Origin of the sequence: Amycolatopsis heterodermiae (assembly GCF_034929455.1) — a bacterium.
In the GTDB taxonomy this organism is placed as follows: Bacteria; Actinomycetota; Actinomycetes; order Mycobacteriales; family Pseudonocardiaceae; genus Amycolatopsis; species Amycolatopsis heterodermiae.
This window is the reverse complement of record NZ_JAYFSI010000001.1, coordinates 1645920-1672243: the sequence shown is the minus strand read 5'-3', so window position 1 is coordinate 1672243 and position 26324 is coordinate 1645920. Positions and strand designations below refer to the sequence as shown.

General features: G+C 70.8%; 25 protein-coding genes. 12 read left to right on the top strand and 13 right to left on the bottom strand.

Translation table 11 applies throughout. The features are described from left to right. The first annotated feature begins 24 nt into the window (after nt 1-24). Nucleotides 25-1521 carry an aldehyde dehydrogenase family protein gene (locus VA596_RS08200; RefSeq protein ID WP_323324711.1) on the top strand — a complete coding sequence of 499 codons (1497 nt, stop codon included), beginning with the start codon at nt 25-27 and terminating at the stop codon, nt 1519-1521. Nucleotides 1522-2043: 522 nt separating this feature from the next. Here the strand turns inward: VA596_RS08200 and VA596_RS08195 are convergent. Then, on the bottom strand, nt 2044-3624 hold the full coding sequence (locus VA596_RS08195) for a GMC family oxidoreductase (protein WP_323324710.1): 1581 nt from the start codon (nt 3622-3624) through the stop codon (nt 2044-2046). 173 nt (nt 3625-3797) lie between these two features. Between VA596_RS08195 and purS the strand changes: the two genes are divergently transcribed. Then, nucleotides 3798-4037, top strand: a complete 240-nt coding sequence (gene purS / locus VA596_RS08190) for a phosphoribosylformylglycinamidine synthase subunit PurS (protein ID WP_323324709.1) — start codon at nt 3798-3800, stop codon at nt 4035-4037. After that, nucleotides 4034-4711, top strand: a complete 678-nt coding sequence (gene purQ, locus VA596_RS08185) for a phosphoribosylformylglycinamidine synthase subunit PurQ (protein ID WP_323324708.1) — start codon at nt 4034-4036, stop codon at nt 4709-4711. The genes purS and purQ overlap by 4 nt, the downstream gene beginning before the upstream one ends. A 62-nt stretch (nt 4712-4773) precedes the next feature. Here the strand turns inward: purQ and VA596_RS08180 are convergent, their stop codons facing one another. After that, entirely contained in the window at nt 4774-6519 is a 1746-nt protein-coding gene (locus tag VA596_RS08180) for an ABC transporter ATP-binding protein (RefSeq protein WP_323324707.1), read from the bottom strand. After that, nucleotides 6516-8150 carry an ABC transporter ATP-binding protein gene (locus VA596_RS08175; protein WP_323324706.1) on the bottom strand — a complete coding sequence of 545 codons (1635 nt, stop codon included), beginning with the start codon at nt 8148-8150 and terminating at the stop codon, nt 6516-6518. The genes VA596_RS08180 and VA596_RS08175 overlap by 4 nt, the downstream gene beginning before the upstream one ends. Nucleotides 8151-8427: 277 nt before the next feature. Here VA596_RS08175 and purL point away from each other — a divergent pair, with 277 nt between their 5' ends. After that, a complete protein-coding gene (gene purL / locus VA596_RS08170) occupies nt 8428-10734 on the top strand; it encodes a phosphoribosylformylglycinamidine synthase subunit PurL (RefSeq protein ID WP_410171852.1) in 2307 nt (768 codons plus the stop codon). Between the two features lie 72 nt (nt 10735-10806). On the opposite strand, the gene VA596_RS08165 is transcribed toward purL, so the two are convergent. Further along, entirely contained in the window at nt 10807-11364 is a 558-nt protein-coding gene (locus VA596_RS08165) for a TetR/AcrR family transcriptional regulator (protein ID WP_323324705.1), read from the bottom strand. A gap of 90 nt (nt 11365-11454) precedes the next feature. On the opposite strand from VA596_RS08165, the gene VA596_RS08160 reads away from it, so the two are divergent. Further along, nucleotides 11455-12378, top strand: a complete 924-nt coding sequence (locus VA596_RS08160) for an NADP-dependent oxidoreductase (RefSeq protein WP_323324704.1) — start codon at nt 11455-11457, stop codon at nt 12376-12378. On the opposite strand, the gene VA596_RS08155 is transcribed toward VA596_RS08160, so the two are convergent. The 5 genes from VA596_RS08155 to VA596_RS08135 form a co-directional block, all read right to left on the bottom strand. Continuing rightward, nucleotides 12375-13454: a pentapeptide repeat-containing protein gene (locus VA596_RS08155; RefSeq protein WP_410171851.1), complete on the bottom strand. Its 1080-nt coding sequence runs from the start codon at nt 13452-13454 to the stop codon at nt 12375-12377. The two genes, VA596_RS08160 and VA596_RS08155, sit on opposite strands and share 4 nt — an antisense overlap. Nucleotides 13455-13458: 4 nt before the next feature. Beyond that, nucleotides 13459-14379, bottom strand: a complete 921-nt coding sequence (locus VA596_RS08150; RefSeq protein WP_323324703.1) for a hypothetical protein — start codon at nt 14377-14379, stop codon at nt 13459-13461. A 175-nt stretch (nt 14380-14554) separates the two neighbouring features. Further along, nucleotides 14555-15430: a lysozyme gene (locus tag VA596_RS08145; protein WP_323324702.1), complete on the bottom strand. Its 876-nt coding sequence runs from the start codon at nt 15428-15430 to the stop codon at nt 14555-14557. Between the two features lie 194 nt (nt 15431-15624). Then, nucleotides 15625-16452 carry a lysozyme gene (locus VA596_RS08140; protein ID WP_410171850.1) on the bottom strand — a complete coding sequence of 276 codons (828 nt, stop codon included), beginning with the start codon at nt 16450-16452 and terminating at the stop codon, nt 15625-15627. Nucleotides 16453-16532: 80 nt separating this feature from the next. Further along, on the bottom strand, nt 16533-17240 hold the full coding sequence (locus VA596_RS08135; RefSeq protein ID WP_323324700.1) for a type VII secretion system-associated protein: 708 nt from the start codon (nt 17238-17240) through the stop codon (nt 16533-16535). A gap of 56 nt (nt 17241-17296) precedes the next feature. Between VA596_RS08135 and VA596_RS08130 the strand changes: the two genes are divergently transcribed. Next, nucleotides 17297-17677, top strand: a complete 381-nt coding sequence (locus tag VA596_RS08130) for a sterol carrier family protein (protein WP_323324699.1) — start codon at nt 17297-17299, stop codon at nt 17675-17677. Here VA596_RS08130 and VA596_RS08125 read toward each other — a convergent pair whose 3' ends face one another. Next, the gene (locus VA596_RS08125; RefSeq protein ID WP_323324698.1) at nt 17678-18511 is read right to left on the bottom strand and encodes an SAM-dependent methyltransferase; all 834 of its coding nucleotides are present in this window, start codon (nt 18509-18511) and stop codon (nt 17678-17680) included. Nucleotides 18512-18675: 164 nt separating this feature from the next. On the opposite strand from VA596_RS08125, the gene VA596_RS08120 reads away from it, so the two are divergent. From VA596_RS08120 to arfB, 6 genes are all read left to right on the top strand, one after another. Beyond that, the gene (locus tag VA596_RS08120; protein WP_323324697.1) at nt 18676-19554 is read left to right on the top strand and encodes a helix-turn-helix domain-containing protein; all 879 of its coding nucleotides are present in this window, start codon (nt 18676-18678) and stop codon (nt 19552-19554) included. Nucleotides 19555-19804: 250 nt separating this feature from the next. Further along, a complete protein-coding gene (locus VA596_RS08115) occupies nt 19805-20044 on the top strand; it encodes a DUF397 domain-containing protein (RefSeq protein ID WP_072475608.1) in 240 nt (79 codons plus the stop codon). Next, on the top strand, nt 20031-20336 hold the full coding sequence (locus VA596_RS08110; RefSeq protein WP_323324696.1) for a hypothetical protein: 306 nt from the start codon (nt 20031-20033) through the stop codon (nt 20334-20336). Before VA596_RS08115 ends, VA596_RS08110 begins: the two co-directional genes overlap by 14 nt. A 121-nt stretch (nt 20337-20457) precedes the next feature. Next, nucleotides 20458-21987, top strand: a complete 1530-nt coding sequence (gene purF, locus VA596_RS08105) for an amidophosphoribosyltransferase (protein WP_323324695.1) — start codon at nt 20458-20460, stop codon at nt 21985-21987. 40 nt (nt 21988-22027) lie between these two features. Next, nucleotides 22028-23098, top strand: coding sequence for a phosphoribosylformylglycinamidine cyclo-ligase (gene purM / locus VA596_RS08100; protein ID WP_323324694.1), 1071 nt, complete (start codon nt 22028-22030; stop codon nt 23096-23098). 34 nt (nt 23099-23132) lie between these two features. Then, nucleotides 23133-23564, top strand: a complete 432-nt coding sequence (gene arfB / locus VA596_RS08095; RefSeq protein WP_323324693.1) for an alternative ribosome rescue aminoacyl-tRNA hydrolase ArfB — start codon at nt 23133-23135, stop codon at nt 23562-23564. Here arfB and VA596_RS08090 read toward each other — a convergent pair. The 3 genes from VA596_RS08090 to VA596_RS08080 all read right to left on the bottom strand — a co-directional run bounded on the left by VA596_RS08090 (nt 23561) and on the right by VA596_RS08080 (nt 26316). Beyond that, a complete protein-coding gene (locus VA596_RS08090; RefSeq protein ID WP_323324692.1) occupies nt 23561-24313 on the bottom strand; it encodes a GNAT family N-acetyltransferase in 753 nt (250 codons plus the stop codon). The genes arfB and VA596_RS08090 overlap by 4 nt on opposite strands. Before the next feature lie 172 nt (nt 24314-24485). Next, nucleotides 24486-25136: a VanZ family protein gene (locus VA596_RS08085; RefSeq protein WP_323324691.1), complete on the bottom strand. Its 651-nt coding sequence runs from the start codon at nt 25134-25136 to the stop codon at nt 24486-24488. A 265-nt stretch (nt 25137-25401) separates the two neighbouring features. Then, nucleotides 25402-26316, bottom strand: a complete 915-nt coding sequence (locus VA596_RS08080) for a Gfo/Idh/MocA family protein (RefSeq protein WP_323324690.1) — start codon at nt 26314-26316, stop codon at nt 25402-25404. Nucleotides 26317-26324: the final 8 nt, after the last annotated feature.

Below are 26324 nucleotides of genomic sequence, written 5' to 3'. Positions count from 1 at the left end.
ACCGCGAACTTACGGGAGACGCCGATGACTGCCGTCCAGCCGAAGCCGACGTCCCTCGGCGAGACCTTCGACTCGCTGAGCCCGGCGAACGACGAGGTCGTCGGAACCTACCCCGTGCACAGCGCGGAAGACGTGCAGGCCGCCGTCGCGCGGGCCCGTGTCGCGGCGCAGTGGTGGGCGGACCTCGGTTTCGCCGGGCGCGCGGAGCGGCTGCGCGCCTGGAAGGGCGTGCTGACCCGCCGGCTGGCCCAGCTGTGCCAGGTGGTGCGCGACGAGACCGGCAAGCCGATCGCCGACGCGCAGCTCGAGAGCGTCCTGGCCATCGAGCACATCGCGTGGGCCGGCAAGCACGCGAAGAAGGTCCTCGGCAAGCAGAAGCGCTCGGCCGGGCTGCTGATGTCGAACCAGGCGGCCACCGTCGAGTACCAGCCGCTCGGCGTCGTCGGCGTGATCGGCCCGTGGAACTACCCGGTGTTCACGCCGCTGGGCTCGATCGCGTACGCGCTCGCCGCGGGCAACGCCGTGGTGTTCAAGCCGAGCGAGTACACCCCCGGCGTCGGGAAGTGGCTGGTCGACGCGTTCGCCGACGTCGTCCCGGAGCAGCCGGTGCTCCAGCTGATCACCGGTTTCGGCGAGACGGGCGCGGCCCTGGTCGGCGCCGGCGTCGACAAGATCGCCTTCACCGGCTCGACGGCCACCGGCAAGCGCATCATGGCCGCGGCCGCCGAGACGCTGACCCCGGTCGTCATCGAGGCGGGCGGCAAGGACCCGGTGCTGGTCGACGCGGACGCCGACCTCGACGCCGCGGCCGACGCGACGGTCTGGGGCGCGTTCTCCAACTCCGGCCAGACCTGCATCGGCGTCGAGCGGGTGTACGTCCACGAGAAGGTCCACGACGAGTTCGTCGCGAAGGTCGTCGAGAAGTCGAAGGACGTGCGCGCGGGTTCGGACGAGGCCGCGCAGTACGGCCCGGTGACGATGCCGTCGCAGCTGGGCGTGATCAAGCGGCACATCCAGGACGCACTGGCCCGCGGCGGCAAGGCGGTGCTGGGTGGCGAGGAGTCCGTCGGCGACCGCTACGCCCAGCCGACGGTCCTGATCGACGTCCCGGAGGACTCCGAGGCGGTCACGGAGGAGACGTTCGGCCCGACGGTGACGATCGCGAAGGTCCGCGACATGGACGAAGCGATCGACAAGGCGAACAGCACGAAGTACGGCCTGGGCTCGACGGTCTTCTCGAAGTCCCGCGGCGTCGAGCTGGCGGAGAAGCTGCGCACGGGCATGACGTCGATCAACGCCCCGCTCTCGTTCGCGGGCATCGCGTCCCTGCCGTTCGGCGGAGTCGGCGACTCGGGCTTCGGCCGCATCCACGGCCCGGAGGGCCTCCGCGAGTTCGCCCGCACGAAGGCCATCGCCCGCCAGCGCTTCACGGCCCCGCTGACCCTGACGTCGTTCACCCGCAAGGAATCCACGGACGCCCTGGTGGTCAAACTGGTGACCATCCTCCACGGCAAGCGCTGACCGGCCCGGGGTTGTGGACAACCCAGCTCCACAACCCCGGAACTGTCGGTCCCCCTCGGTAAACTGGATACCGGGGGCCGCGGCCCACCCCGCGCAATTCCGGCCGCCGCCGATCGGCTGGGCGCGGTAGAACCACACAAGCCGAACCACCAGCCGATGTGATCGTGCTGCGGCCGCTCGCTGCGGTTGCCACGATCCGCGGTGGCCCTCGATCGACCGGCGCCGCCGCTGCGGTTGCCACGATCCACGGAACGAGTCCCGCGACTCCGGGACCGGGTAGCTGATCCGCGCGAGCCGATCCGGCGCCAAACGTGATCGGGCCGCGGCGGCCACTCGATCGACCCGCACCGGCGGCAGCGATTGGCGCGGCCCGAATTCCGCGACTCCGCGACCGGCCAGCTGATCAACGCAAGCCAAACCAGCGGCCGCCCTGATCAGGCCCGCAGCGCCAGTCCAAACGACCGCAGCGAAAGCAGCCGCGACCGTGGCGCCAGCCAGGGCACCACGGTCAGCAGCCCAACGTCACCGCCCCCGGATCAGGTCCGCCGCCTTCTCCGCCACCATGATCGTCGGCGCGTTCGTGTTCCCGCGCGGCACCACCGGCATCACCGACGCGTCCACCACCCGCAGCCCCTCGACCCCGCGCACCCGCAGCTGCGGGTCCACCACCGCCTGCTCGCCCGTGCCCATCGCGCACGTCCCGACCGGGTGGTACAGCGTCTGGCTGTTCTCGCGGACGTGCTCGGCGAACTCGGCGTCGGTCAGGTCGTGCCGGTCCGGCAGGAACGGCTTGTCCAGGAACTTCGTGAGCGGCCCGGCGCGACCGATCTCGACGAGCGCCTTCAGCCCGGCGACCATCACGTCCATGTCCTTCGAGTCCGCGTAGTACGCCGGGTCGATTTCCGGCTTCCACAAGGGATTCGCCGACTTCAGCCGCAGCCGGCCGCGGCTGGCGACGTCGACGACGGTGGCCGCGGACGTGAACCCGGCCACGGTCGGCTCGCGCAACCCGTTGTCGTAGAACAACGTCGGCGCGACGTGGATCTGCATGTCCGGCGCGGGCAGGCCGTCGCCGGTCGGGAAGAACGCGCCCGACTCGGCGATGGTCGAGGTCAGCGGACCGCGCTTGGTCAGCTGGTAGCGGACGAGGCCGGCCGGCGTCGCGGCGTCGACCAGGTCGGTGGTGCCGCGGGTGGACCAGGTGATCCCGCACGCCGGGTGGTCGTGCAGGTTCTCGCCGACGCCGGGCAGCGCGGCGACGACGTCGACGCCGTGCTCGCGCAGGTGCTCGGCGGGGCCGACGCCGGAGACCATCAGCAGCTGCGGCGAGTTGACCGCACCGCCGCTGAGCAGCACCTCGGCCGACGCGTGCGCAGTGCGCTCGACCCCGGTGTCCAAATAGGACACACCGACGGCGCGGGTGCCCTCGAACACGATCCGGGTGGCCTGCGCGCCGGTCTTCACCGTGAGGTTCGGCCGGTCCATCGCCGGGCGCAGGTAGGCGTCGGCGGTCGACCAGCGGCGGCCCTTCTTGCAGGTCACCTGGTAGAGGCCGGCGCCTTCCTGGCTCTCGCCGTTGAAGTCGTCGGTGCGCTTGAGGCCCCACGCGACGGCGGAGTCGACCCAGGCGCTCGACAGCTCGTGGGTGAACCGGCGGTCCTCGACGTTCAGCGGCCCGTCGGTGCCGTGCAGCGGCCCGCCGTGCCGCTGGTTGGCCTCGGCGCGCTTGAAGTACGGGAGGACGTCGTCCCAGCCCCAGCCCTCGGCGCCGTGGGAATCGCGCCAGCCGTCGTAGTCGGCGCGGTTGCCGCGGATGTAGAGCATCGCGTTGATCGACGAGCAGCCGCCGAGCATCTTCCCGCGCGGCCAGTACGCCGGCTTGCCGGTGTGCTTCTGCTCGACGGTCTCGTAGTTCCAGTCCCACCGGGTCTTGAACAGCGACGGGAAGGCGGCCGGGATGTGGATTTCGTCGGCGGTGTCCTCGCCGCCCGCCTCCAGCAGCAGGACGTGCGCCGACGGATCCTCGGTGAGCCGGTTCGCCAGCACGCACCCGGCGCTGCCCGCACCGACGATCACGTAGTCATAGGAGTCCTGGACGGCCACGGTGCCTCCACTCGCTGTTGGCGCGATGTCAACGACTCATCATGGCGCAGCTCCGCGCCGTCGGCCAGTCTAGGTTTTCCGGTGGCCCTCGCCACCTGGGCGCCAGGGGGGCCGACCGTGTGAACTATGCTCGCCGGGTACCCACGACCTGCGTGAATAAGGAGCAGCCTGCCGTGGCCCGAGTCGTCGTCGACGTCATGCCGAAGCCCGAAATCCTCGACCCGCAGGGACAGGCCGCGCTTCGCGCCCTCGGCCGCCTCGGCTTCGCCGGAATCGAGGAGATCCGCCAGGGCAAGCACTTCGAGATCGAGGTCGACGACACCGTCGACGACGCGACGCTCGAGAAGATCGCCGAAGGCTTCCTCGCGAACCCGGTGATCGAGCAGTGGACCATCACCCGGGTGGGCGCATGAGCGCGCGCATCGGCGTCATCACCTTCCCCGGCACCCTCGACGACGGCGACGCGGCCCGCGCGGTCACGTACGCCGACGCCGAGGCGGTGTCCCTGTGGCACGCGGACGAGGACCTGCGCGGGGTCGACGCGGTCGTCGTCCCGGGTGGCTTCTCGTACGGCGACTACCTGCGCGCGGGCGTGATCGCCCGGTTCGCGCCGGTCATGACGTCGGTGATCGAAGCGGCGCGGGCCGGGATGCCGGTGCTCGGCATCTGCAACGGGTTCCAGATCCTCTGCGAGGCCGGCCTGCTGCCGGGCGCGATGATCCGCAACCAGGGCCTGCACTTCATCTGCCGCGACCAGTGGCTGCGCGTCGAGAACACCGAAACGGCGTGGACCTCCCGGTACGAGCAGGGCGCCGAGATCCTCATCCCGATGAAGAACATCGACGGCTGCTACGTGGCCGAGCAGTCCACTTTGGACGCGCTCGAGGCCGAGGGCCGCGTCGTGTTCCGGTACGTGGGCGGCAACCCGAACGGGTCGCGCAACGACATCGCGGGCATCCGCAGCGAAAACGGCCGGGTCGTCGGCCTGATGCCGCACCCGGAGCACGCGATCGACGCGCTGACCGGCCCGTCGGACGACGGCCTCGGCATGTTCTACAGCGCGGTGGACGCGCTGATCAAGGCTTGAGCTTCGCTCAGGGTCGTGAGTGGGAACACGGTTCCCACTCACGACCCTGAGCCGCGGGCAATTCAGCTCGCGGCCGCCACCAGCCGGGCGTACGAACCCCCGGCCGCCAGGAGCGAGGCGTGCGGGCCCAGCTCCGTGATGCGGCCGTCCTCGACCACCGCGACGCGGTCGGCCGCCGCGGCCGTGTGCAGGCGGTGGGCGATCGCGATCACCGTGCGCCCGGCCAGCACGCGGTTCAGCGACCGCTCCAGGTCGCGCGCCGAGCCCGTGTCCAGCAGCGACGTCGCCTCGTCGAGCACCAGCGTGTGCGGGTCCGCCAGCACGACGCGGGCCAGCGCCAGCTGCTGCGCGACCGACGCCGGCACCGGGTGGGCGCCCGAGCCGATCTTCGTGTCGAGACCGTCCGGCAGCGTCGCGACCCAGTCGGACGCGCCCGCCGACGCCAGGGCCGACGTCAGCTCGTCGTCCGTCCAGTCGCCCTCCGCGCGACGCGCCGGGAGCGCCAGGTTCTGCCGCAGCGTCCCCGAGAACACGTGGTGCTCCTGGGTCAGCAGCAGCACCTCACCGCGCAGGATGTCGTCCGCCAGCGCCGAGACGTCCTGGCCGCCGATCCGCACCGAGCCCGACGACGGCGTCGCGATGCCGGCCAGCAGCCGGCCGAGCGTCGACTTGCCCGCCCCGGACGGCCCGACGATCGCCAGCCGCTCCCCGCGCGGGACACGCAGGTCGATGCCGTGCAGCACTTCGCGGTCGGCGGTGTAGGCGAACCGGACGCCGTGGACGTCGATGTCACGCCCGCGCGGCACCTCCGTCACCTTCGGCGCCTCCTCGGCCGCCGCCTCGCGGATGCCCAGGATCCGGCGAGCCGCGGCCGCCGCGACCTGCAGGTCCTCCAGCCAGAACAGCGCCTCGTTGAGCGGGGCCGCCATCGCCTGCATGTACAGCAGCATGGTGGTGATCTCGCCCAGCCCGGCCCAGCCCTGCGTGTAGGCCAGCAGCCCGAGCGGCAGCATGACCGCCAGCGGCAGCACGTAGCTGATCTCCAGCGACGGCAGCCACCGCATCTGCAGCGCCCGCATCCGGCGTTCGCCGAGGATGCCCTGGTCGAGCGCGTCGTGCGCCGCTGCGACCCGGCGTTCGGTCAGCCCGAGCGCCTCGATCGTCCGGGCGCCCTCCGCCGTCTCGTGGACGCTGGTCGTCAGGTCGGACCAGCGGTCCAGCATCCACTGCATCCGCGCCGGGATGCGCCGCTGGTACCAGACGTTGACGCTCACCAGCAGCGGCAGCGCGACCAGCAGGCCCAGCGCCAGCAGCGGCGACGTCAGCACCATCGCGACGACCGTGAGCACCACCGTCACCGTCGCGACCAGGATCTCCGGCGCCGCGAACCGCGCCGCGTGGTCGATCCGGCCGAGGTCGGTCGTGGCCCGGCTGAGCAGGTCGCCGGTGCCGGCCGCCTCGACCGTGCCGAGCGGCAGCTGCAACGCCGTCCCGACGAACTCCTCGCGGGTCTCGGCCAGCACCAGCTCGGCGAACACCGCCCCGCGCAGCCGCGCGATCTTCCGCGCCACCGCCTGCAGCAGCAGGATCACGACGAACACCGCCGCGAGCACGTCGACCTCGACGGTCGTGGTGCCCGACGCGACGTCGTCGACCAGCTTGCCCAGCAGCTGCGGCCCGGCCAGCCCGATGAGCGTGGACAGGCAGAGCGCGCCGAGCAGCAGCCCGAACTCGCGCTTGTGGGCCGCCGCCGTCTTCAGCGCCCAGCGGCGGACGTCCCGCCGGGACGCCGTGGGAAGCCGCTTCACACCGTCACCCCCTTCGCCGTGCAGACCTCGTCGGCCACGTGTGTCCACAGTGGACTTTGACTGAACACCACCGTCGTCTTGCCGCGCCTCAGCTCGGCGACGCGCTCGGTGATCCGGGCCTCCGTGTGCGCGTCGACCGCCGACGTCGGCTCGTCGAGCACCAGGACGTCCGCGTCCGCCGCCAGCGCGCGGGCCAGGTTCAGCCGCTGCCGCTGGCCGCCGGACACCTCGCGGCCGCGTTCGCCGATCACCTCGTCGACGCCGTCGGGCAGCGCCTCGACGATGTCGTCGGCGTCCGCCGCGAACAGCGCCTCGGTGGTGCTGACGCCGCCCGGTCGCGCCGGCGCGAGCTGCTCGCGCAGCACACCGGAGAACCAGATGTCCTGGTTGTGGGCGTAGACGATCCGCCGTCGCAGCTCGGCGAGCGCGACTTCGTCCGCCCGGACGCCGCCGATCAGCACCTCCTCGCCGTCGGTGGCGTCGGCGAACCGGGCCAGCCTGTCGGCCACCGCCTCGCCGTCGGCGCCGAAGTCGACGACCGTCAGCCGCCCGGCCGCGACGCGCACGCCGGACTCGGTGTCGACCAGCTCCAGCGGCCCGTCGGGCAGCCGCACCGGCGTCTCCGGGTCGGCCAGCTTCGGGCGCAGCGCCAGCAGCGCCACCACCTTCCGCGACGCCACCAGCGCGGAGGTGATCGCCCCGACCGCCTCCGTCGCGGTCGAGACCGGCCAGATGAGGAACGCCGAAACGCCGTAGAACGCCACCAGCTGCCCGATGCCGATCGAGCCCTCGACGGCCAGCCGCGCGCCCAGCCAGGTGATCACCACGGTGACGAGGCCCGGCAGCGCGACCTCGGCCGCGGCCAGCCAGCCTTCGGCCTTGCCGACCTCCACACCGGCGCCCCGGACCCGCTGGCTCGCCTCGTGGAACCGGGCGAAGAACCGGCGTTCGCCGCCGATGCCCCGCAGGATCCGCAGGCCGGACACGATGTCCGCGCCGAGCGCGTTGACGTCACCACGTTGCTCGCGCTGCGCCGCCTTGCGCTTCTGCAGCGGCGCGAGCAGCGGCCCGATGCCCAGCACCGCGAGCGGCACGCCGACCAGCGCGATCACGCCGAGCAGCGGTGACGTCGAGATCAGCCACGCCGCGACCACGACGAACGCCAGCATGGAACCGAACGCCCGGCCGCCCATCGCGGTGGCGTTGCCGATGTGGTTGACGTCGGTGGTGGTGATCGCGACGAGGTTGCCGGTGGTGGTCTTCTCGCGCAGGCCGGCGCCGACGCGCGTGGTGTGCGCCGACACGGCCCGCTGGGTGGCGCCCGCGCCGTGCATCCACAGGGCGTAGTCGACGAAGTGGAGCCAGGTCCCGGACAGGGTCTGCACGACCCCGAGCGCGGCCGCGGCCAGCGCCCAGCGCCAGACTCCCGCCCCGTCGTGCGCGGTGATGGCGCCGATGCCCTGGCCGATCACCAGGGGCAGCAGGGCGCCGGGCAGCGCCCACACGACACCGATCGAGGCCGCGCCCAGCACCGTGCCGAGGCGGGCCCGGAACACGGCGAGCAGGAAGCGGCTCGCGCTCGGCCGTGCGGGCAGCCGCAGCGGCGGAAACGGATATGTGGCGGAAAGCACGATTCCTGACGGTAAGCCGACTTCCCGGGGAAGGCGACCGATTTTCGCGACGCCGGAGCACGAGCGGCCCGTTCGTGCTCCGGCCCGGCCGTTTGGGCACGAACGGACCGTTCGCGCCGGTCGTCGCTTGCGCGGCCGCGGATCGCCCGGTAGCGCGCACCCGCGTTGTCAGGTGGCTCACAGCGGAACCGGCGCGATCAGGCGGCCGCGGGAGAGCACCGGATCTACGGTGGCCCACCGTCCGGGGCACCCGGGCCCGGCACGTATCCTGGCGGCCGTGGCGAACCCTGACACGGACACCGTGACCAGCACCGTTGACACCACCGAGCGGGCCGGGGCGACCCCGGACCACACCCAGCCCTATCGCGAGCTCGGGCTCGCCGACGACGAGTACGCCCGCATCCGGGAGATCCTCGGCCGCCGGCCCACCGACGCCGAGCTGGCCATGTACTCGGTGATGTGGAGCGAGCACTGCTCCTACAAGTCCTCCAAGAAGCACCTGCGCTACTTCGGCGAGACCGCGACCGACGAGATGAAGGCCAAGATGCTGGCCGGCATCGGCGAGAACGCGGGCGTCGTCGACATCGGCGAGGGCTGGGCGGTCACCTTCAAGGTGGAGAGCCACAACCACCCGTCCTATGTGGAGCCCTATCAGGGCGCCGCGACCGGCGTCGGCGGCATCGTGCGCGACATCATGGCGATGGGCGCGCGCCCGCTCGCGGTGGCGGACGCGCTGCGCTTCGGCCCGGCCGACGCCCCCGACACCAAGCGCGTGCTGCCCGGTGTCGTCGCCGGCGTCGGCGGGTACGGCAACTGCCTCGGCCTGCCGAACATCGGCGGCGAGCTGGTCTTCGACCCGTCCTACGCGGGCAACCCGCTGGTGAACGCGCTGTGCGTCGGCGCGATGCGCGTCGAGGACCTGCACCTGGCCTTCGCGTCCGGCACCGGCAACAAGATCATCCTGTTCGGCGCCCGCACCGGCCTCGACGGCATCGGCGGCGTTTCCGTCCTGGCGAGTGACACCTTTTCGGGTGACGAGTCGTCGGGCGGCCGCAAGAAGCTCCCGAGCGTCCAGGTCGGCGACCCGTTCACCGAGAAGGTGCTCATCGAGTGCTGCCTCGACCTGTTCGCCCAGGACCTCGTGGTCGGCATCCAGGACCTCGGCGGCGCCGGCCTGTCGTGCGCGACGTCCGAGCTGGCCGCGGCCGGCGACGGCGGCATGCACATCTACCTCGACCGGGTTCCGTTGCGCGCCACCGGGATGACGCCGGCCGAGGTGCTCTCGAGCGAGTCGCAGGAGCGCATGTGCGCGGTCGTCTCGCCGGACAACGTCGAGGCGTTCATGGCGGTCTGCCGCAAGTGGGACGTCATCGCCACCGACATCGGCGAGGTCACCGACGGCGAGCACCTGGTGATCACCTGGAACGACGAGGTCGTCGTCGACGTCCCGGCGCACACGGTCGCCCACCAGGGCCCGGTCTACGACCGGCCGATCGAGCGACCGTCCTTTCAGGACGCACTGATCGCCGACACGTCGGCGAACCTGCCGCGTCCGTCCACTCCGGACGAACTGCGCGCGGACGTGCTGCGGCTGATCTCGTCGCCGAACCAGGCGTCGAAGGAATGGGTGACGTCGCAGTACGACCGCTACGTGCGCGGTAACTCGGTGCTGTCACAGCCGTCCGACTCGGGCATGATCCGGATCGACGAGTCGAGTGGCCGCGGCGTCTCGGTGGCGACGGACTGCAACAGCAAGTTCGTCTACCTCGACCCGTACCGCGGCGCGCAGCTGGCGCTGGCGGAGGCGTACCGCAACGTCGCGACGGGCGGCGCGACCCCGGTCGCGGTGTCGGACTGCCTGAACTTCGGCGCGCCGACCGACCCGGGCGTGATGTGGCAGTTCGAGCAGGCCGTGCACGGCCTCGCGGACGGCTGCGTCGAGCTGGGCATCCCGGTCACCGGCGGCAACGTGAGCTTCTTCAACCAGACCGGTTCGACGGCGATCCTGCCGACGCCGGTGATCGGCGTCCTCGGCGTGATCGACGACGTCACCCGCCGCATCCCGACCGGCATCGGCGCGGAAGCCGGCGAAACCCTGCTGCTGCTGGGCGAAACCCACGACGAGCTGGACGGCTCGGCCTGGGCCCGCGAGCTGCACGGCCACCTCGGCGGCGTCCCGCCTCGCGTCGACCTGGCTCGCGAAAAGCTCCTGGCGGACATCCTGGTGGCGGGCTCCCGCGACGGCATGATCTCGGCCGCGCACGACCTCTCGGACGGCGGCCTGATCCAGGCCTTCGTCGAGACCGTCCTCATCGGACAGTGCGGCGCCCGCGTCTTCCTCGACAGCGACCAGGACCCGTTCGTCCAGCTGTTCTCCGAGTCGTCGGGCCGCGTGCTGGTGGCGGTCCCGCGCACGGAGGAGCTGCGTTTCACGGAGATGTGCACCGCACGCGGCCTCCCCTGGCGCAAGACCGGCGTGGTCGACCCGGAGTCGGGCACGCTGGAACTGCAGGACATCACGGAGTTCACCCTCGACGAGCTCCGCACTGCCTGGGAGAAGACCCTCCCTGCCCTGTTCGACTGAGCCCTGTGGACAGCTGAGTGGAGGGCACCGGCTTTTGTCGGTTCCCTCCACTAGCGTGGAAACGGGGGCTGCTCAGCTCGCGGCGGTGATGGCGCGCAGCTCCGCCGCCCCGGCCGCGAGCAGCCTCGCGAAATCGGTGTCCTCGCCGGCCAACCACCGCTCCGTGGCCAAGCGCAGCACGGCCATCCCGGCGTCGGTAGCCAGCCGAGCCGTCGGCCGATCGCAGCCGCGTCCCTCCAAAGCCGCGGTGAGGGACTCGGACAGTGACACCAGCTTGATCAGTTCGCGTTCCTGCAACGGCGGGTTCGCCGCGATGACCGCCGCCCTCTCGTCCAGGAACTCCCGTGGTCGCAGCACTTCCGGCGTCACCGCGAACGCGGCCAGCAGGGTCGGCAGCGCATCGGTGTCCGCCGGGACCGCGGCGATCGCGGCGACGAACCGCTCCTCCAGTTCGTCGCCGGCGAAGAGTACTTCGCGCTTGTCGCTGAACCAGCGGTAGAACGACCGCTCGGTGAGGTTCGCGCGCCGCGTGATCTGGGCGATCGTCGTGCGGTCGTAGCCCTGCTCGGTGAACAGGTCCAGGGCGGCCCGCTCGAGCCGGCCGCGCGTGTTGCCTTCCCAGCGAGCCATGGTTCGAGTCTAACGACAACAGATGCTGTCGTCACTCTGGTAGCGTGAGTGACGACAGCACCTGTTGTCATCACTCCCGGAGGAGACCCCATGCGCACCCTTCGCTTCCACGAGCACGGCGACCCGCAGGACGTCCTGCGCCTTGAAGACGCCGCGGTCCCGGCCCCCGGACCTGGGCAGATTCGCGTCGCCGTCCAGGCGTGCGGGATGACCCCGGCGGACTGGGCCCTCTGCCGCGGGCTCTTCGCCGGCGACCTGCCGCGTGGGATCGGGCTCGAGGTGGCCGGCACGGTCGACGCTCTCGGCGATGGCGTGACCGGCGTCGGCCTCGGTGACACGGTGTTCGGCCCGGCGCCGTTCCGGGGCCCGACCGCCGGTGCGTCGGAGCAGGCCCTGCTCGACGTCTGGTTCCCGCGACCGCCCGCGCTCGACCCGGTCGACGCGGCCGCGTTGCCGATGGCGGTCGAGACGGCCTACCGCGGGCTGGACGTCCTCGGCGTCCGCGCCGGCACCACCGTGCTCGTGCACGGCGCGGGCACCACCGTCGGGTACGCCGCGGTGCAGATCGCGATCGGGCATGGCGCGCGTGTCATCGCCACCGCCGGCGAGACCTATGCCGACGCCCTGCGCGCCGCCGGCGCCGACGTCACGGACTACGGCGACGGCATGGCCGAGCGCGTCCGGGCCCTCGCGGGCGGCCCGGTCGACCTCGTCCTCGACACGGCGCCGGTCAGCAACGCGCTGCCGGGCCTCATCCGCACCGTCGAGGCGCCGGACCACGTGCTGACGCTCAGCGACTTCGCCGCGGCCAACGAGCTGGGCACCCGCGGCGGCGGCCCCGACGCCCACGCCGAGCTCCGTACGGACGTCCTCGGCGAGTACGCCCGGCTGGCGGCCGAGGGACGCTTCTCGGTCCCGGTCGCCCGGACGTTCCCGCTGGAGGAATGGCGCACGGCCGCCAAGCTGAGCCAGTCCGGGCAGGCCCGGGGAAAGCTGGTCCTGAAGATCGGCTAGCGCTCGGCGACGATCCGCTCTTCGCCGTCTCGCAGCTCTTCACGCGCCCACCCGGCCGGCAGCTGAACGTCCTTTTCGGACAGAACGCGCGTGTTGTACAGCGAGACCGACTCGGGCAGCGACGCGAACCGCAGGTCGGTCTGGCCTTCGAAGCGGGTTCGCCGCAGGTCGATTTCGGTGGACACGATGACATCGGTGAAATCCGCGGCCTTGGCGAACTTCGCGTCCTTGAACGTCGTCTTCCCGGCGAACGTCGTCTGCGTGAAGTCCGCGTCCTCGGCGAAACTCGTCCCGCTGAACCACGCGTGGCTCTCGAAGATCGCGCCACGGCAACGGAAGTAGCCCAGCAGCCGGCCGCGCTCGGCACCCGCGGCGGTGAGGTACACGCGTCCCTTGAAGCGGCAGCCGCTGAAGTTCGTGCTGCTGCGCAGCGACGCGTACCGCAGGAGCAGGCCGCCGACCAGCTTGCCCGAGAGGTCGAAGTACTCCAGCGTCGCGCCGGTGAGATCCAGGTCGTACGCCGGGCCTTCGTCGTCCCGCCCGGGCAGCAGGTCGGTGACCAGCCGTTGCGCCGTGAGCCGGACGGTGAGTTCGCGTTCCCCCTCCGGATCTTCCTTCGGATCCGGCGAGTCGTTGTCCCGTACGAACGAGAAGGGCCGCCGCAGGTAGGAGCACAGCACGTCCAGCACCGTCTGCGTGTACGACGGCCGGTTGCGGGCCAGGCCCGCCAGTGCGTGCAGCGCCCCCACCCGCACCTGGTCGGCCGCGTGGCCGAGCAGCTCGACCGCCTTCGCGAACCGCTCGTCCGCCACCCGCTCGCGGTCCTGCTCCGCGCGCTGCGACTCGAGCTCGTGCCGCTGCCGCTCGATGTCCTGGCGGCGTTCCTCGACGCGGCGGCGCCGGTCGTTCAGCCACAGCGCGTACAGCGCCACGATCGCGCCGCCGGCCAGGCCGCCGGTCTTCAGCGCGTCACTGCGGCTGGTGGCGGGGTCGGTCAGCAACCAGCCGCCGACCCCGAGCAGCAGCACCAGTGACGCGGCGAACGTCCACGCCAGCGGTGATCGCCACGGTTTCACCAGTTCAGGACACCAGCATGGTGCTGACGCAGAAGCCCTTGTCGTCGAAGTTCGTCGCGCTCAGCGTGCCCTTGACGGACTTGCCGGCGGACGTGCCCGTGACCTGGCCCTCGACCAGGAACTCGTCGTCCGGCACGTCACCGAGCTCCAGCTGCAGCGGCGACTTGAGGAACGTCTTGAGCCACGAGTCGAGCAGGTCCTTCGAGTCCGAGCAGCCCATGGCGATCGCGGCCTGGTTGTCACCGGCGTTCAGCTTGTCGATGAAGCCCTGCAGCACGACCTTGCCCTGCCCCGCGCCCGAGCCACCGCCCGGCGTCGACGCCTTGGTGCTCGGCGTCGTCGACTTCCTGGGGGTGGTCTTCGGCGCCGTCGGCTTCGACGAGGAGCTCGAAGCCGGGGCCGCGGTATTGCTGTCCTTCGACAGGAAGAACCCGGGCGCGACGAAGCCGGTGATGCCGAGGCCGGCCAGCACCAGCACCACGACGGCGCCGATGGCGATCCACATCCCGGTCTTGCTCTGCTTCGGCGGCGCGGGCGGCCCGCCGAAGCCCTGGCCGTAACCACCGTGCTGGTCCCAGCCGGACATCTGGCCGCCCGCGTTCGGGTCCCACGCCTGCTGGCCGTACTGCTGCGCGTTCGGGTCCGCCCACGCCTGCTGCTGCTGGGCGTTCGGGTCGGCCCAGCCCTGCTGCTGGTTGGGGTCGCCCCAGCCCTGCTGCTGCGGGTAGCCGCCGGGCTGCTGGTAGCCCTGCTGGTTCGGGTCCCATCCCTGCGGGTACTGCTGCGTCGGGTACGGCTGTTGCTGCTGGTTGGGGTCCCACCCGCCCTGCTGGGGGTACGGCTGCTGCGGGAACCCGCCGGACTGCGGCTGCTGGCCGTAGGGGTCGGGCTGGCCGGGCTGGCCCGGCTGAGGCGGGTACGTCATGGGGTCATGCCTTCCGGGCGCTGGGTGTTCGTGCGCATCCGACGCCCGGCGGACGCGAGCGGTTCCCCCAGGACGTCGTGAGCAGCATTCTGCAAGCTCGGACGGTACGGCATGAAACCGGCTCCCGGCCGTGACGACGCGAAGTCGTCACAACCGGGAGCCAGCTTGGTGTGGATCAGCCGTTGGCGAGGGCCTGGAGCCGGTCGATGGCACCGTTGAAGGTGTCCTGGTCGAGCGGGCTCGAGGTGTACTGCCAGACGGTGTAGAAGCCCCAGTTGTAGGGCAGGGCGCCGACCGACGACGAGTACCGCGCGACCCACAGCGGGGCCGTGCTGGAGAAGTCGGCGCTGACGCACTGGTTCCACCAGCTCTGCGACGTGTAGATCACGGGCCAGCGGCCGGTCTTGGCGTGGTAGGTGTCGTGGAAGTCGAGGATCCACGACGTCATCGCCGCTTGGCTCAGCCCGTAACAGGTCGCGCCGTACGGGTTGTACTCCATGTCGAGCGCGCCGGGCAGCGTCCTGCCGTCCTTCGACCAGCCGCCGCCGTGGGCGAGGAAGTAGTTCGCCTGGGCCGCGCCGCTCGCGGTGTTCGGGGTGGCGAAGTGGTAGGCGCCGCGGATGAAGCCCTGGTTGAAGGAGCCGTTGTACTGCTGGGCGAAGTACGGGTTGGTGTAGCTGGTGCTTTCGGTGGCCTTGGTCCAGACGAACCGCTTGCCCTGGTTCCACCAGCTCGCCCAGTCGACGTTGCCCTGGTAGCTGGCGACGTCCATGCCGGCCACCGTGGCCAGCACCTGGCCGGGGATGGCCTGGGCGGGCTGCGGCTGCTGCGCGGCCTTCTGCGTGTCCGGCGTCGACTTGTCACCTTCGACGCGCCGGATCTGCGAGCCCATGTCGTGGTTGTGGACGGCGATGTCCGCGTTGATCGCGGTCACCGGGTCGGTCTCCGGGGAGAAGGTCGCGGCCGTCGCCTGGACCGTGCTGCCGAGCAGGAGCAGCGTGGCGGGGACGACCAGGGCAGCGAGCAGCCGCCCTCTTCGGGAAGTGGACATCGTTGAATCCCTTCACAGATACCCTCGCTGAGGACGGCTTACTGCAGGTAGCCGCCCGCGCACGATTGTTAGCGACGCACCCGGGGTTTGTCACTCAGTTCCGTGAAATTGGGTATACGTGTGGGTGATTTTCTCGGGAAGTTGATCGTCAATTGGTGACCGGTTAACACCTATTACCCAAAACGCTGAGCCGTTCAGCCCAGTGCGAGCGCCCGGAGGCGGTCGGCCGCGCCGTTGAACCAGTTCTGGTCGCCGGGCAGCGTCCCCTTGTCGGCGAACTGCCAGATCGTGTGCACGGTCCAGCCGGCCGGGAGCTCGCCGATGTAGGTGTTGTAGCGGGCGATCCAGAGCGGGTTGGCGCCGAAACCGCCGTTGTTCGCGGTGCACCGCTTCCACCAGCTGGTCGACGTGTAGATCGTCGGGTACCGGCCGGTGGCCGCGCGGTAGGTCTCGGAGAAGTCGCTGAGCCACCGGACCATGCCGGCGGCGTCCTTGCCGTAACAGGTTTCGCCGTACGGGTTGTACTCCGCGTCGAGCGCGCCCGGCAGGGTCCGGCCGTCGGCCGACCAGCCGCCGCCGTGGGCCAGGAAGTAGCGCGCCTGCGACGCACCGTCGGAGACGTCCGGCCGGGCGAAGTGGTAGGCGCCGCGGATCAGCCCCGCGTCGTAGGACCCGTTGTACTGCTGGGCGAACTGCGGGTTGACGAAGCCGGTGCCCTCGGTCGCCTTGACGTAGACGAACTTCGCGCCGGCGCCGGCCGCGCCGCCCCAGTCGACCGGGCCCTGGTGGCCGCTGACGTCGTGGCCGAGCTGCTGGTCGTCGGCCGCGTACAGCACGTCCGGCAGGGCTTCGATGCCCTCGACCTTGGCGATCTGCGAGCCCGCGTAGTGGTCTTCAGCGCCGTCGTAGAGGTCGATGGCCTTCGCGGGTGTCTGCCCGGCGACCAGGAGTGCGGCGGCGGCTAGGAGCGGCAGCGAATGTCGGTTCACCCTCTTGCCCCCCACCGGTCCCGTGAGTCTCATTGAGCCTCACGATGCACCCGCGTCGCCGGATCGGCTACCCGGTGACACTCGAAAGTGTGAGGGGCGAAAGGGTGACGCCGTCAGCGCTGCTGCTCGTCGGCCAGGGCCTTCAACAGGTGCTCGGCGGGCACGACGGCGGTGATCAGGTCGTGCGGGTTGATCGCGACCGGGTGACCACCCAGAAGGCTGACGATGTCGCGGCCGACCACGGCCCGCGCGTGCGGCCACTCGCGCGGCACCAGCGCCTTGCGGGTGTACGCAGGCACCATGACCCGGCCGTCGGTGTTGTGGAAGCCGATCACCGTGCGCTGCACCGGCGACATCGCGTAGACGAACAGCGTCGAGTCGAGGACGACCTTCGGCAGGTCCGACGGCGGCCGGTGCTCGGTGCGGACGAGCTGCAGCAGCTGCTCGAGGTCGTTCGACGGCTCCGGGAACCCGAGCGCCTTGGGCGAGGGCCGGTAGCGGTCGTTGGGGTGGAAGTCGGCCACGACGTCGCCGGTGCCGTTCACCGGGTAAGCGCCGACGACCGCCCACGACGGCACCGGGCCGTTCGGGTCGAAGGCCTCGTCGATGACGTAGAGCCAGCTGTTGGGGTTGGCGCGGGCGTTCGCACGCATCTCCTCGGTGATCTCGGGCGTGCCGTGCTTGCCGGAGCGCCGGGCCTGCTGGCCGCCGCGCCGCGCCGGACGGCTGTGCTTGCCGTGCTTCCCGGGGCGATCGGCTCCGCTTCCGGTGGGCTGCTGCGAAACCATCCGATCCGCCTCGTCCCGCTGCGCCATCGTCATCCCCACGTTCTCGGGTGTGCCTGAAAACTCTTGGTGCGCCACTCTACTGTTTGCCCATGGCCTCTTCGCGTTCGGTCGACCCCGGACAGTTACGTGCGGCGGTGCAGGCGATTTCCCCGTGGCTGCAGGGGGACGCGCCGGATCCCGCGCGCGCCGAGCTCGCGGCCGCGGTCCGGCTCAGCCTGCGCACGCTCGCGGCCGACGCCTCGGGCCGCACGGTCGAGGTCCGGGTGCCGCCGTTCGCCGCGGTGCAGTGCGTGGAAGGGCCGCGCCACACGCGTGGCACCCCGCCCAACGTGATCGAGACGGACCCGCGCACGTGGCTGGAACTCGCCACGGGCCTACTGGACTGGACCACTGCGGTGGCCGACGGCCGGGTGTCCGCTTCGGGCACCCGGGCCGACCTCTCGCAGTGGCTCCCGCTCGTCCGCGTCTGACTACGGCTTGCGGCCGACGCCGCCGGCGATGGTGCGCTGCGCGACGTTGAGCTCCTTGAGGCGCGGGCCGTCCGGCCACCAGTCGGCGCACAGGGTCACGCCAGGATCGACCATTTCGAGGCCGGGGAACAGTTCCTCGATCTCCGTCTGCGTCCGGAACGTGCCCGAGCCCATCGGGCTGTGCACGAAGAAGTCCTCCATGCGGCGCGCTGTGTCCGAGTCTTCGTTCTGCGGGTCGAAGAAGTGGCTGAGCCCGACGAACGAGCCCGACGGCAGCGCGTCGACGTACTGCCGCATGATCTCCGCCGGCCGCTTCCGGTCGCCGTTGAAGTGGTGCAGCGTGCCCATCTGCAACAGGATCAGCGGCTGGGTGAAGTCGATGTGCTCGCGCACGACCTCGTTCTCGAGGATCCGCTCCGGCTCGAAGATGTCCTCGGCGACGAAGTGGGTGTGCTCGTTCTCCTCCAGCAGCGCGCGGCCGTGGGCGAGCACGACCGGGTCGTTGTCGACGTAGACGACGCGGGTCTCCGGGTTGATCCGCTGGACGACCTGGTGGGTGTTCTCGGCGGTCGGCAGACCGGACCCCAGGTCGAGGATCTGGGTGATACCCGTCTGGCCCGCGAGGAACCGGCACACGCGAATGAGGAAACCACGGTTTTCGAAGGCGAGGTCCTGCGCCTCGGGGGCGGCCTGCCGCACCTGCTTCAGGACCTCCCTGTCGATCTCGTAGTTGTCCTTACCCAGCAGAAACGCGTCGTAGACGCGGGCGATGCTCGCCCGGTTCGGATCCACTCCGACGGGAACTCGTTCGGTCCGGGTCGCGGCGTCGGGCATCTTGAACCTCGCAAGTTCTGTGTCGAAAGTCTCGTACTCTACGTAGAGTAGGACTACACACGCATGCGGTAAACCGGGTCACCTCTTTGCGCAGGACGGCCCAACGTGTACTTTCGGTAGTCGGGCTAGAGCCCCCTGGTGACTGACGCGCGGAAGGTCCGGGAATGAACGCGGTGAACGCGTCCAGTGCTGAACAGAACATCGGCCCGACGGCGCGCCGGATGATCCTCGGCTCGCAGCTGCGCCGGCTCCGTGAAGAGGCCGGGGTCACGCGCCAGCAGGCGGGCTACAACATCCGCGGGTCCGAATCGAAGATCAGCCGCCTCGAGCTGGGCCGGGTCGGCTTCAAGGAACGCGACGTCACCGACCTGCTGACGATGTACGGCGTCGACGACCCGAACGAGCGCCAGACCTTCCTCGACATGGTCAAGCAGTCGAACGAACCAGGTTGGTGGCGGCGCTTCGGCGAGACGATGCCGAACTGGTTCACCGACCTCGTCGGCCTGGAAGAGGCCGCGGCCCGGATCCAGATCTGGGAGCCGCTCTACGTCTCGGGCCTGCTGCAGATCGAGGGGTACGCGCGGGCGATCTTCAGCCACGGCCGTCCGGAGATGGCCGACGACCGCGTCGACCAGCTGGTCGCGCTGCGGATGCGGCGGCAGAAGATGTTCAGCAGGCCGGACGCGCCGCGCGTCTGGATGGTGCTCGACGAGTCGGTGCTGCACCGGCCGATCGGCGGCATGAAGGTGCTGAAGCGGCAAATCGAATACCTGCTCGAGATGAGCGCGCTGCCGCACGTGTCGGTGCAGGTCCTGCCGTACTCGCGCAGCGGGCTGTCCGCGGAGCACGCGTTTTCGCTGATGCGGTTCGGTGAACCGGAACTGCCGAACATCGCCTACGTCGAGTACCTCACCGGCGCGCACTACATCGAAAAGCGCGAAGAGATCGAAAAGTACAGCCGCTCGCTGGACATGCTCGCGGTCGACGCGGAGACGCCCGACCGGAGCCGGTCGATGCTGGCGAAGCGCCGCCAGGAGATCTGAGACCGTCGTTCGACGGTATCGACGAGTACCCACTGAGCGGTAACCGCGCGTAGCGACTAATCCGTTAGTGCACGTTTCTGTCACCCGTTGGATGAAGGATGACCTGCTGATCCTTCACTGGCGGAGAAGTTTGCAAGAAATTCTGCACGTGCATTTACCGCTGCAGGCACACGTGCTAGCCTCTGATACGCGGGCAAATGCACATGCAGATGCATTGCCTCAACAGCTTCCGCATCGAGAAGGTGGGACCATGGCTGAGCGATTCGAGAACGGCATCCCGGCCGACCGGCTGTCCGGTGCCGAGTGGCGTAAGGCGAGCTACAGCGGCGCCGTCGGCAACTGCGTCGAGGTCGCCCCCCTGTCCAGCGGTGAGATCGCGATGCGCAACTCGCGCTTCCCGACCGGTCCCGCGCTCGTGTACACGCGCGCGGAGATGGCGGCGTTCCTCGCGGGCGCCAAGGACGGTGAGTTCGACGATGTCCTCGGCTGAGGCCGTCGCCCCCGTCTACGACATCGAGACCGGACTGCAGGAACTGGTCGCCCGCGGCTACCAGTTCGTCCACCCCGCCGACGAGCGCGGCGAGGTCCTCGCTGTCGTCGGCGTGCGGGTGCACGATGACGTCGTCGACGTGGTCCGGCTCAACGCCGAGGACGACGTGGTGGCGACGCGGATGCCCGGCACCGAAGAGAACATCTTCGAACCGGAGCGGTGGCTGTGGCGCCGCAGCGGTGACGGTGCCCGCGTGCTCACGGAGATCCTCGCGCTGCCGGATGCCTGCTAGCGCAACGAAAGAACTTCAGGCCCTGTCCGAAGTGGTCAGAACCACTCCGGGCGGGGCCTGACTCATGTCCGGCCCGGTTACACTGAATTCGGCCTGACCACGTCTTCCTGGGAGCACCTCGGTGGTTTCCGACCCGCAGCTCGTGTCCTCCGACCAGCCCGACCCGGAACCCCGCGAGGAGTGTGGCGTCTTCGGCGTCTGGGCTCCCGGGGAAGAAGTCGCGAAACTGACCTACTACGGCCTCTACGCCCTGCAGCACCGGGGCCAGGAGGCCGCCGGCATCTCCGTCTCCGACGGCTCGCAGATCGTGGTCTTCAAGGACCTCGGCCTGGTCAGCCAGGTGTTCGACGAACAGATCCTGCAGTCGCTGCAGGGCCACATCGCCGTCGGCCACTGCCGGTACTCGACCACCGGCGCCACCATCTGGGAGAACGCGCAGCCGATCTTCCGCACCACCGAGACGGGCAGCGGCCTGTCCTTCGCGCACAACGGCAACCTCGTCAACACGGCGGAGCTGCGCGAACGCACCATCGCCGCGGGCCTCAAGCCGCACGCCGGGCTGACCGGCTCGTCCAGCGACTCGGACCTGGTCTGCGGGCTGCTCGCCGCGAACGCCGCCGACAAGGGCATCGAAGGCGCCGCGATGGAGCTGCTGCCCACGCTGAAGGGCGCGTTCTGCCTGGTGTTCGCCGACGAGAACACGCTGTACGCCGCGCGTGACCCGCACGGGGTGCACCCGCTGGTGCTCGGCCGCCTCGAGCGCGGCTGGGTCGTCTCCAGCGAGACCGCCGGCCTGGACATCGTCGGCGCGTCGTTCGTCCGCGAGGTCGAGCCGGGTGAGCTGATCGCCATCGACGCCGAGGGCCTGCGTTCCTCGCGGTTCGCCAACCCGGAGCCCAAGGGCTGCGTCTTCGAGTACGTCTACCTGGCCCGCCCCGACACCACGATCGCCGGCCGCGGCGTGCACGCCACCCGCGTCGAGATCGGCCGCCGCCTGGCCGGCGAGCAGCCCGTCGAGGCCGACCTGGTGATGCCGGTGCCGGAGTCCGGCACCCCCGCCGCCATCGGCTACGCGCAGGGCTCGGGCATCCCGTACGGCACCGGCCTGGTGAAGAACGCCTACGTCGGGCGCACGTTCATCCAGCCGTCGCAGACCATCCGCCAGCTCGGCATCCGCTTGAAGCTGAACCCGCTGCGCGACGTCATCCGCGGCAAGCGGCTGGTCGTCGTGGACGACTCGATCGTCCGCGGCAACACCCAGCGCGCGCTCGTCCGGATGCTGCGTGAGGCCGGCGCGCTCGAGGTGCACGTCCGGATCGCGTCGCCGCCCGTGCGCTGGCCGTGTTTCTACGGCATCGACTTCGCGTCGCGGGCCGAGCTCGTCGCGAACGGCGTCGACCTCGACGGCATCCGCCGTTCGATCGGCGCGGACTCGCTCGGCTACATCTCGCTCGACGGTCTCGTCGCGGCGACCGAGCAGCCGAAGTCGCGCCTGTGCACGGCCTGCTTCTCCGGCGAGTACCCGATCGCCCTGCCCGACGACGCGCTCATCGGGAAGAACCTGCTCGAGAGCCTCGACGCGGTCAATGGCGCGGCGACGCCGGTCAGCCCGGCCGGGTACGGTGCCGAGGACGCTGTTCGGCGTCCCTAGCTCTTCCGGGCTAGTCCTTCCAGTTGGGAGTCCTTCTACCGTGAGCGAGTCCACGAGCGCCACGTACGCCGCCGCCGGCGTCAGCATCGACGCCGGCGACCAAGCCGTCGAGCTGCTCAAGCCGCACGCCGAGCGGGCCACGCGCCCCGAGGTCATGGGCGGCGTCGGGGGCTTCGCCGGGCTCTTCTCGCTGAAGCTCGACAAGTGGAAGGAACCGATCCTCGCCTCCTCCACCGACGGCGTCGGCACCAAGATCGCCGTCGCGCAGGCGCTGGACAAGCACGACACCGTCGGCATCGACCTGGTCGCGATGGTCGTCGACGACCTGGTCGTGACCGGCGCCGAGCCGCTGTTCCTGCAGGACTACATCGCCGTCGGCAAGGTGCACCCGGAGAAGATCGCCGCGCTGGTCGGCGGCATCGCCGAGGGCTGCGTCCAGGCCGGCTGCGCGCTGCTCGGCGGCGAGACCGCCGAGCACCCCGGCCTGATGGGCGAGCACGACTACGACATGTCGGCCACCGGCGTCGGCGTGGTCGAGGCGTCGGCGCTGCTGTCGCCGGAGAAGGTCCGCCCGGGTGACGTGGTTCTGGCGCTCGGCTCGTCGGGATTGCACTCGAACGGGTACTCCCTGGCCCGGCACGTGCTGCTGGACATCGCGCGGATGCCGCTCGGCGGCCACGTCGAGGAGTTCGGCCGCACCCTCGGCGAGGAGATGCTGGAGCCGACGCGGATCTACGCGAAGGACTGCCTCGCGCTGGCGGCCGAGACCGAGGTCCGGACGTTCGCGCACATCACCGGCGGTGGCCTGGAGGCCAACCTGGCCCGCGTCATGCCGCGCGGCCTGGTCGCCCGGCTCGACCGCGGCACCTGGTCGCCGGCGCCGGTGTTCGCGCTGATCGGCCAGCGCGGCAAGGTCGAGCGAGCCGAGCTGGAGAAGACGTTCAACATGGGCGTCGGCATGGTCGCGATCGTCGGGGCCGAGGACGTCGACCGGGCGCTGGCCATGCTGACCGCGCGGCACGTCCCGGCGTGGGTGCTGGGCGACGTCCAGCCCGCCGACGACGTCGACGGCCCGCGCGCGCTGCTCTCGGGTGACCACCCGCGCTTCTAGATACGCACTTGATCGCGGCTGTCACACTGGTGTCATGGCAGCCGGAGACGTGGTGATCGGCTCCCGGTTCACGATCCCGGGAGCCGAGCTCAACGAGCGCTTTTCGCGGTCGTCCGGCCCGGGCGGCCAGGGCGTCAACACCACCGATTCGCGGGTCGAGCTGTCCTTCGACGTCGCTGGTTCGCCGTCGATCCCGGAGCACCTGCGGGCTCGGGTGCTGGCCGGGCTCGAAGGCCGTCTCGTCGACGGCGTCCTGACGATCGCCGCCAGCGAACACCGCTCCCAGCTGCAGAACCGCGAGGCCGCGCGCGGCCGCCTGACGAACCTGCTGCGCGACGCGTCGGCCCCGCCGCCGGCCAAGCGGCGCCCCACGAAGCCGTCTCGCGGTTCGAAGGAGCGCCGCCTGGCGTCGAAGAAGCGCCGGAGCGACGTGAAGCGTGGCCGCTCCGGCCGCTTGAACGACTAGCTCAGCGAGAGGTGCACGCACTCTCCGGCCGGCCCGTAGCCGACCCGGGCGTAGACGTTGCCGATCCCCAGGTCACCGGGGGTGAGGAACGCCGTGTGCGCGCCGGCCTCGTGCACTTCGCGGGTGAGCCGGGCGGTGATCGCCGCGGCGATCCCGCGGCCGCGGTACGGCTCGAGCACGGCGATGCCGGCGACCTCGGTGGTGCCGTCGACGACCACGAGCGCCAGCCCGCCGCCGATGACCGCGCCGGTGGCGGTGTCCTCCGCGAGGAGGTGCCGCACCCCGGCCTCGATGCCGGACCGCAGGCGTTCGACCTCGTCGTCGGGGACCTCCGGCGACTCGCCGAACGCCGTGTTCTGCGCCGACCGCAGGCCTCGGACGTCCTCGTCGGACTCCGGCGCGCGCAGCCGGATCCCCGCCGGGACCGGTTGGCCGACCAGGCCGTCCGGGCCGCAGGTCATCAACGGCACGCGCCGTTCCAGCGCGTAACCCGCCTCGACCAGGAGGTTCTCCAGGTCGGGAGCGACGTCGGTGAAGTACTCCAGCCGCGGGAGCAGGCCCCGCCGCCGGTACGCGCTGGTCAGCGCGTCGATCTCGGCCGCCGACGGCCGCGCGCCGTCGTCCGGGATCGCGTAGTTGAGCATCGGGTGCTCGGTTTCCGGCGAGTAGGTGGCCAGGAACGGGCCGACCCGTTCGGTCTCCCGGCCACGGGGCGCCGTCTTGCGGACATACGTCTGGATAGCAGACATTGCTGGTGGAAGCCCTTTCGAGAGCACGTCGAGGAACCGCAGCTCGGTGCGGGTGGTTCGCTGGGCGTCGGGCCTAGCGGAGGCCGACGCCGGAGACGGCGCCAGGCATAGGCGTTCATTCCTCGAGTCGAAAGGGCTCTTCCGGGCCAGTGTGGCACGGCCCGCAAGCCGTTTACTGCCGGTCGGGGTGGGCGATCGCCGCGTACCGCGCGTCCCAGACCGACCGCGGGACCCGCATGGTGAGCGTCGGGGCTTCGCAGATCGTGCGGCGCTGCTGGGTCGGGATCACCACCGGCGGCGGCTCCAGCGAGTACCAGGCGCGCCGGCTCAGTGCCGCGCCGAGGATCGCGCCCGTGGTGTTGAGCAGGACGTCGTCGGTGGACGTCACCCGGCCGTTGTGGATCAGATATTGCGTACCTTCCACCAGCACGGACACGGCCAGCGCGGCCAGTGCGATCCGCAGCAGCGTGCGCAGGCCGCGCATCCGCAGCGGGAGCAGCGCGCCGAGCGGGCAGAGCAGCAGGACGTTGCCGATCACCTGCCAGAGCGAGCCGTCGTCGCCGAACGCGGCGGTGATGTCGGCACCCGGAACGAGGTCGAGCGTGCTCCCGCCGGACCCGTTGACCGGCATCGTGACCAGGCACAACACCAGAAACGCGACCAGGACGGCGGCGCTGTCGACGCCGGCGGTGGCGCTCGCGTAGCGGGGCGGGAGTCTTCGCCGCCGTCGAGCCGCGAGCAGGGGCCACCCGAGCAGCGCGTACGGCAGCGCGATGGCCGAGACCGGAATCATCCCCCAGAAGGCGCGCAGCAGGGTTTCCATGCGCCTCCCTCCTTGAGCACCCAAAGATCGTCTGTGCGCTGGAAACGGCCCTCCCAAGATCACCTTCGCATCACAAGATCGTCTCGGCACTCTGAGGGAGGCGCACTATTCGGTGATCTTTGCGGTGGCGCGACGGAACCTTCCGTGGTTCGGTCGGGAGGCGCACTGTCCACTGTGGATGCTGTGGACAACCCTGTGGATGGATTGGGGGATGCTTTCCGAACCCCTTGATTCACAACGGAAATCCGCAGGTGGTGCCTGTGTACTACTTGGTGTTGTCGGCCAGCTCTCGAGCGCGTTCGAGCAGGCCCTGCAGGTGCAGGCCGCGGCGGACGTCGCAGGGGTGGGCCGTGGTGCCGCTGGCGATCATCGCCGCGAAGTCGTCCAGCAACGCCGTGTAGGACTCCGACGCCGAACCGGGCTTGCGGCCGAGCGTGCGGTAGCCGTGGTCACCCCAGACGGCGACCTCGACGACGGTCGGCTGCACCGGCAGCCGCAGCGAGAGCGTGGCCGTGCTGACCACGTCGTTCTCGTGGGCGAGCATCAGGTGCCACAGGTCGCCGGGGCTGCACCGCGCGGCGACGACGTCGGTGATCGGGCCGAGCGCGGCGTCCAGCATGTCCAGGGCGTGCGGGCCGATGTCGAACAGCGCGCCGCCGCCTTCCTGCCGCCACTCCGAGGCCGCGTACTGGCCGCCGAGCAGGGCACCGGACAGCCAGCGCGCGCCGCCACCGGCCCAGCCGCCCGCCTGGCCGAGGCCGGCGAGCCACTCCTGGGTCTGGGTCGAGTACCGCAGGGTCAGCATGACCAGGGCGGCGACGTCGGCGGCCGCGACGGCGTCGGCCAGCCGCTGCGCGCCGGCCAGGTCGGCGGCGATCGGCTTCTCGAGGATCAGGTGCTTCCCGGCTTCGGCGGCGCGCACGCCCAGCTCGGCCTGGATCGACGGCGGTACGGCGAACGCCACGGCGTCCACCTGCTCGAACAGCTCTTCGACGCTGCTCGCGGCGGCCGCGCAGTGCGTGTCCGCAAGCGCTTGCGCCGCTTCCGGCCGGCGGGCCCAGACGGCGGTCAGCGCCGTGCCGGGGTGATCCGCCAGACCGGGCGCGTGAATCGTCGTCGCCCACGGACCGGCGCCGACGAGGCCGACCCGCAGCTGTCCTTCCGCGATGAGCTGTCCCACGGGCCGCA

Bases quoted from the DNA above. Each gene is read 5' to 3' on its own strand.
- VA596_RS08140 (WP_410171850.1), bottom strand. From the start codon at position 16,452: ATGAGACTCACGGGACCGGTGGGGGGCAAGAGGGTGAACCGACATTCG.
- VA596_RS08160 (WP_323324704.1), top strand. From the start codon at position 11,455: ATGCGCACCCTTCGCTTCCACGAGCACGGCGACCCGCAGGACGTCCTG.
- VA596_RS08165 (WP_323324705.1), bottom strand. From the start codon at position 11,364: ATGGCTCGCTGGGAAGGCAACACGCGCGGCCGGCTCGAGCGGGCCGCC.
- VA596_RS08120 (WP_323324697.1), top strand. From the start codon at position 18,676: ATGAACGCGGTGAACGCGTCCAGTGCTGAACAGAACATCGGCCCGACG.
- VA596_RS08145 (WP_323324702.1), bottom strand. From the start codon at position 15,430: ATGTCCACTTCCCGAAGAGGGCGGCTGCTCGCTGCCCTGGTCGTCCCC.
- purQ (WP_323324708.1), top strand. From the start codon at position 4,034: ATGAGCGCGCGCATCGGCGTCATCACCTTCCCCGGCACCCTCGACGAC.
- VA596_RS08090 (WP_323324692.1), bottom strand. From the start codon at position 24,313: ATGTCTGCTATCCAGACGTATGTCCGCAAGACGGCGCCCCGTGGCCGG.
- VA596_RS08110 (WP_323324696.1), top strand. From the start codon at position 20,031: ATGTCCTCGGCTGAGGCCGTCGCCCCCGTCTACGACATCGAGACCGGA.
- VA596_RS08200 (WP_323324711.1), top strand. From the start codon at position 25: ATGACTGCCGTCCAGCCGAAGCCGACGTCCCTCGGCGAGACCTTCGAC.
- VA596_RS08125 (WP_323324698.1), bottom strand. From the start codon at position 18,511: ATGCCCGACGCCGCGACCCGGACCGAACGAGTTCCCGTCGGAGTGGAT.
- arfB (WP_323324693.1), top strand. From the start codon at position 23,133: ATGGCAGCCGGAGACGTGGTGATCGGCTCCCGGTTCACGATCCCGGGA.
- VA596_RS08085 (WP_323324691.1), bottom strand. From the start codon at position 25,136: ATGGAAACCCTGCTGCGCGCCTTCTGGGGGATGATTCCGGTCTCGGCC.
- VA596_RS08130 (WP_323324699.1), top strand. From the start codon at position 17,297: ATGGCCTCTTCGCGTTCGGTCGACCCCGGACAGTTACGTGCGGCGGTG.
- VA596_RS08150 (WP_323324703.1), bottom strand. From the start codon at position 14,379: ATGACGTACCCGCCTCAGCCGGGCCAGCCCGGCCAGCCCGACCCCTAC.
- VA596_RS08135 (WP_323324700.1), bottom strand. From the start codon at position 17,240: ATGACGATGGCGCAGCGGGACGAGGCGGATCGGATGGTTTCGCAGCAG.
- VA596_RS08115 (WP_072475608.1), top strand. From the start codon at position 19,805: ATGGCTGAGCGATTCGAGAACGGCATCCCGGCCGACCGGCTGTCCGGT.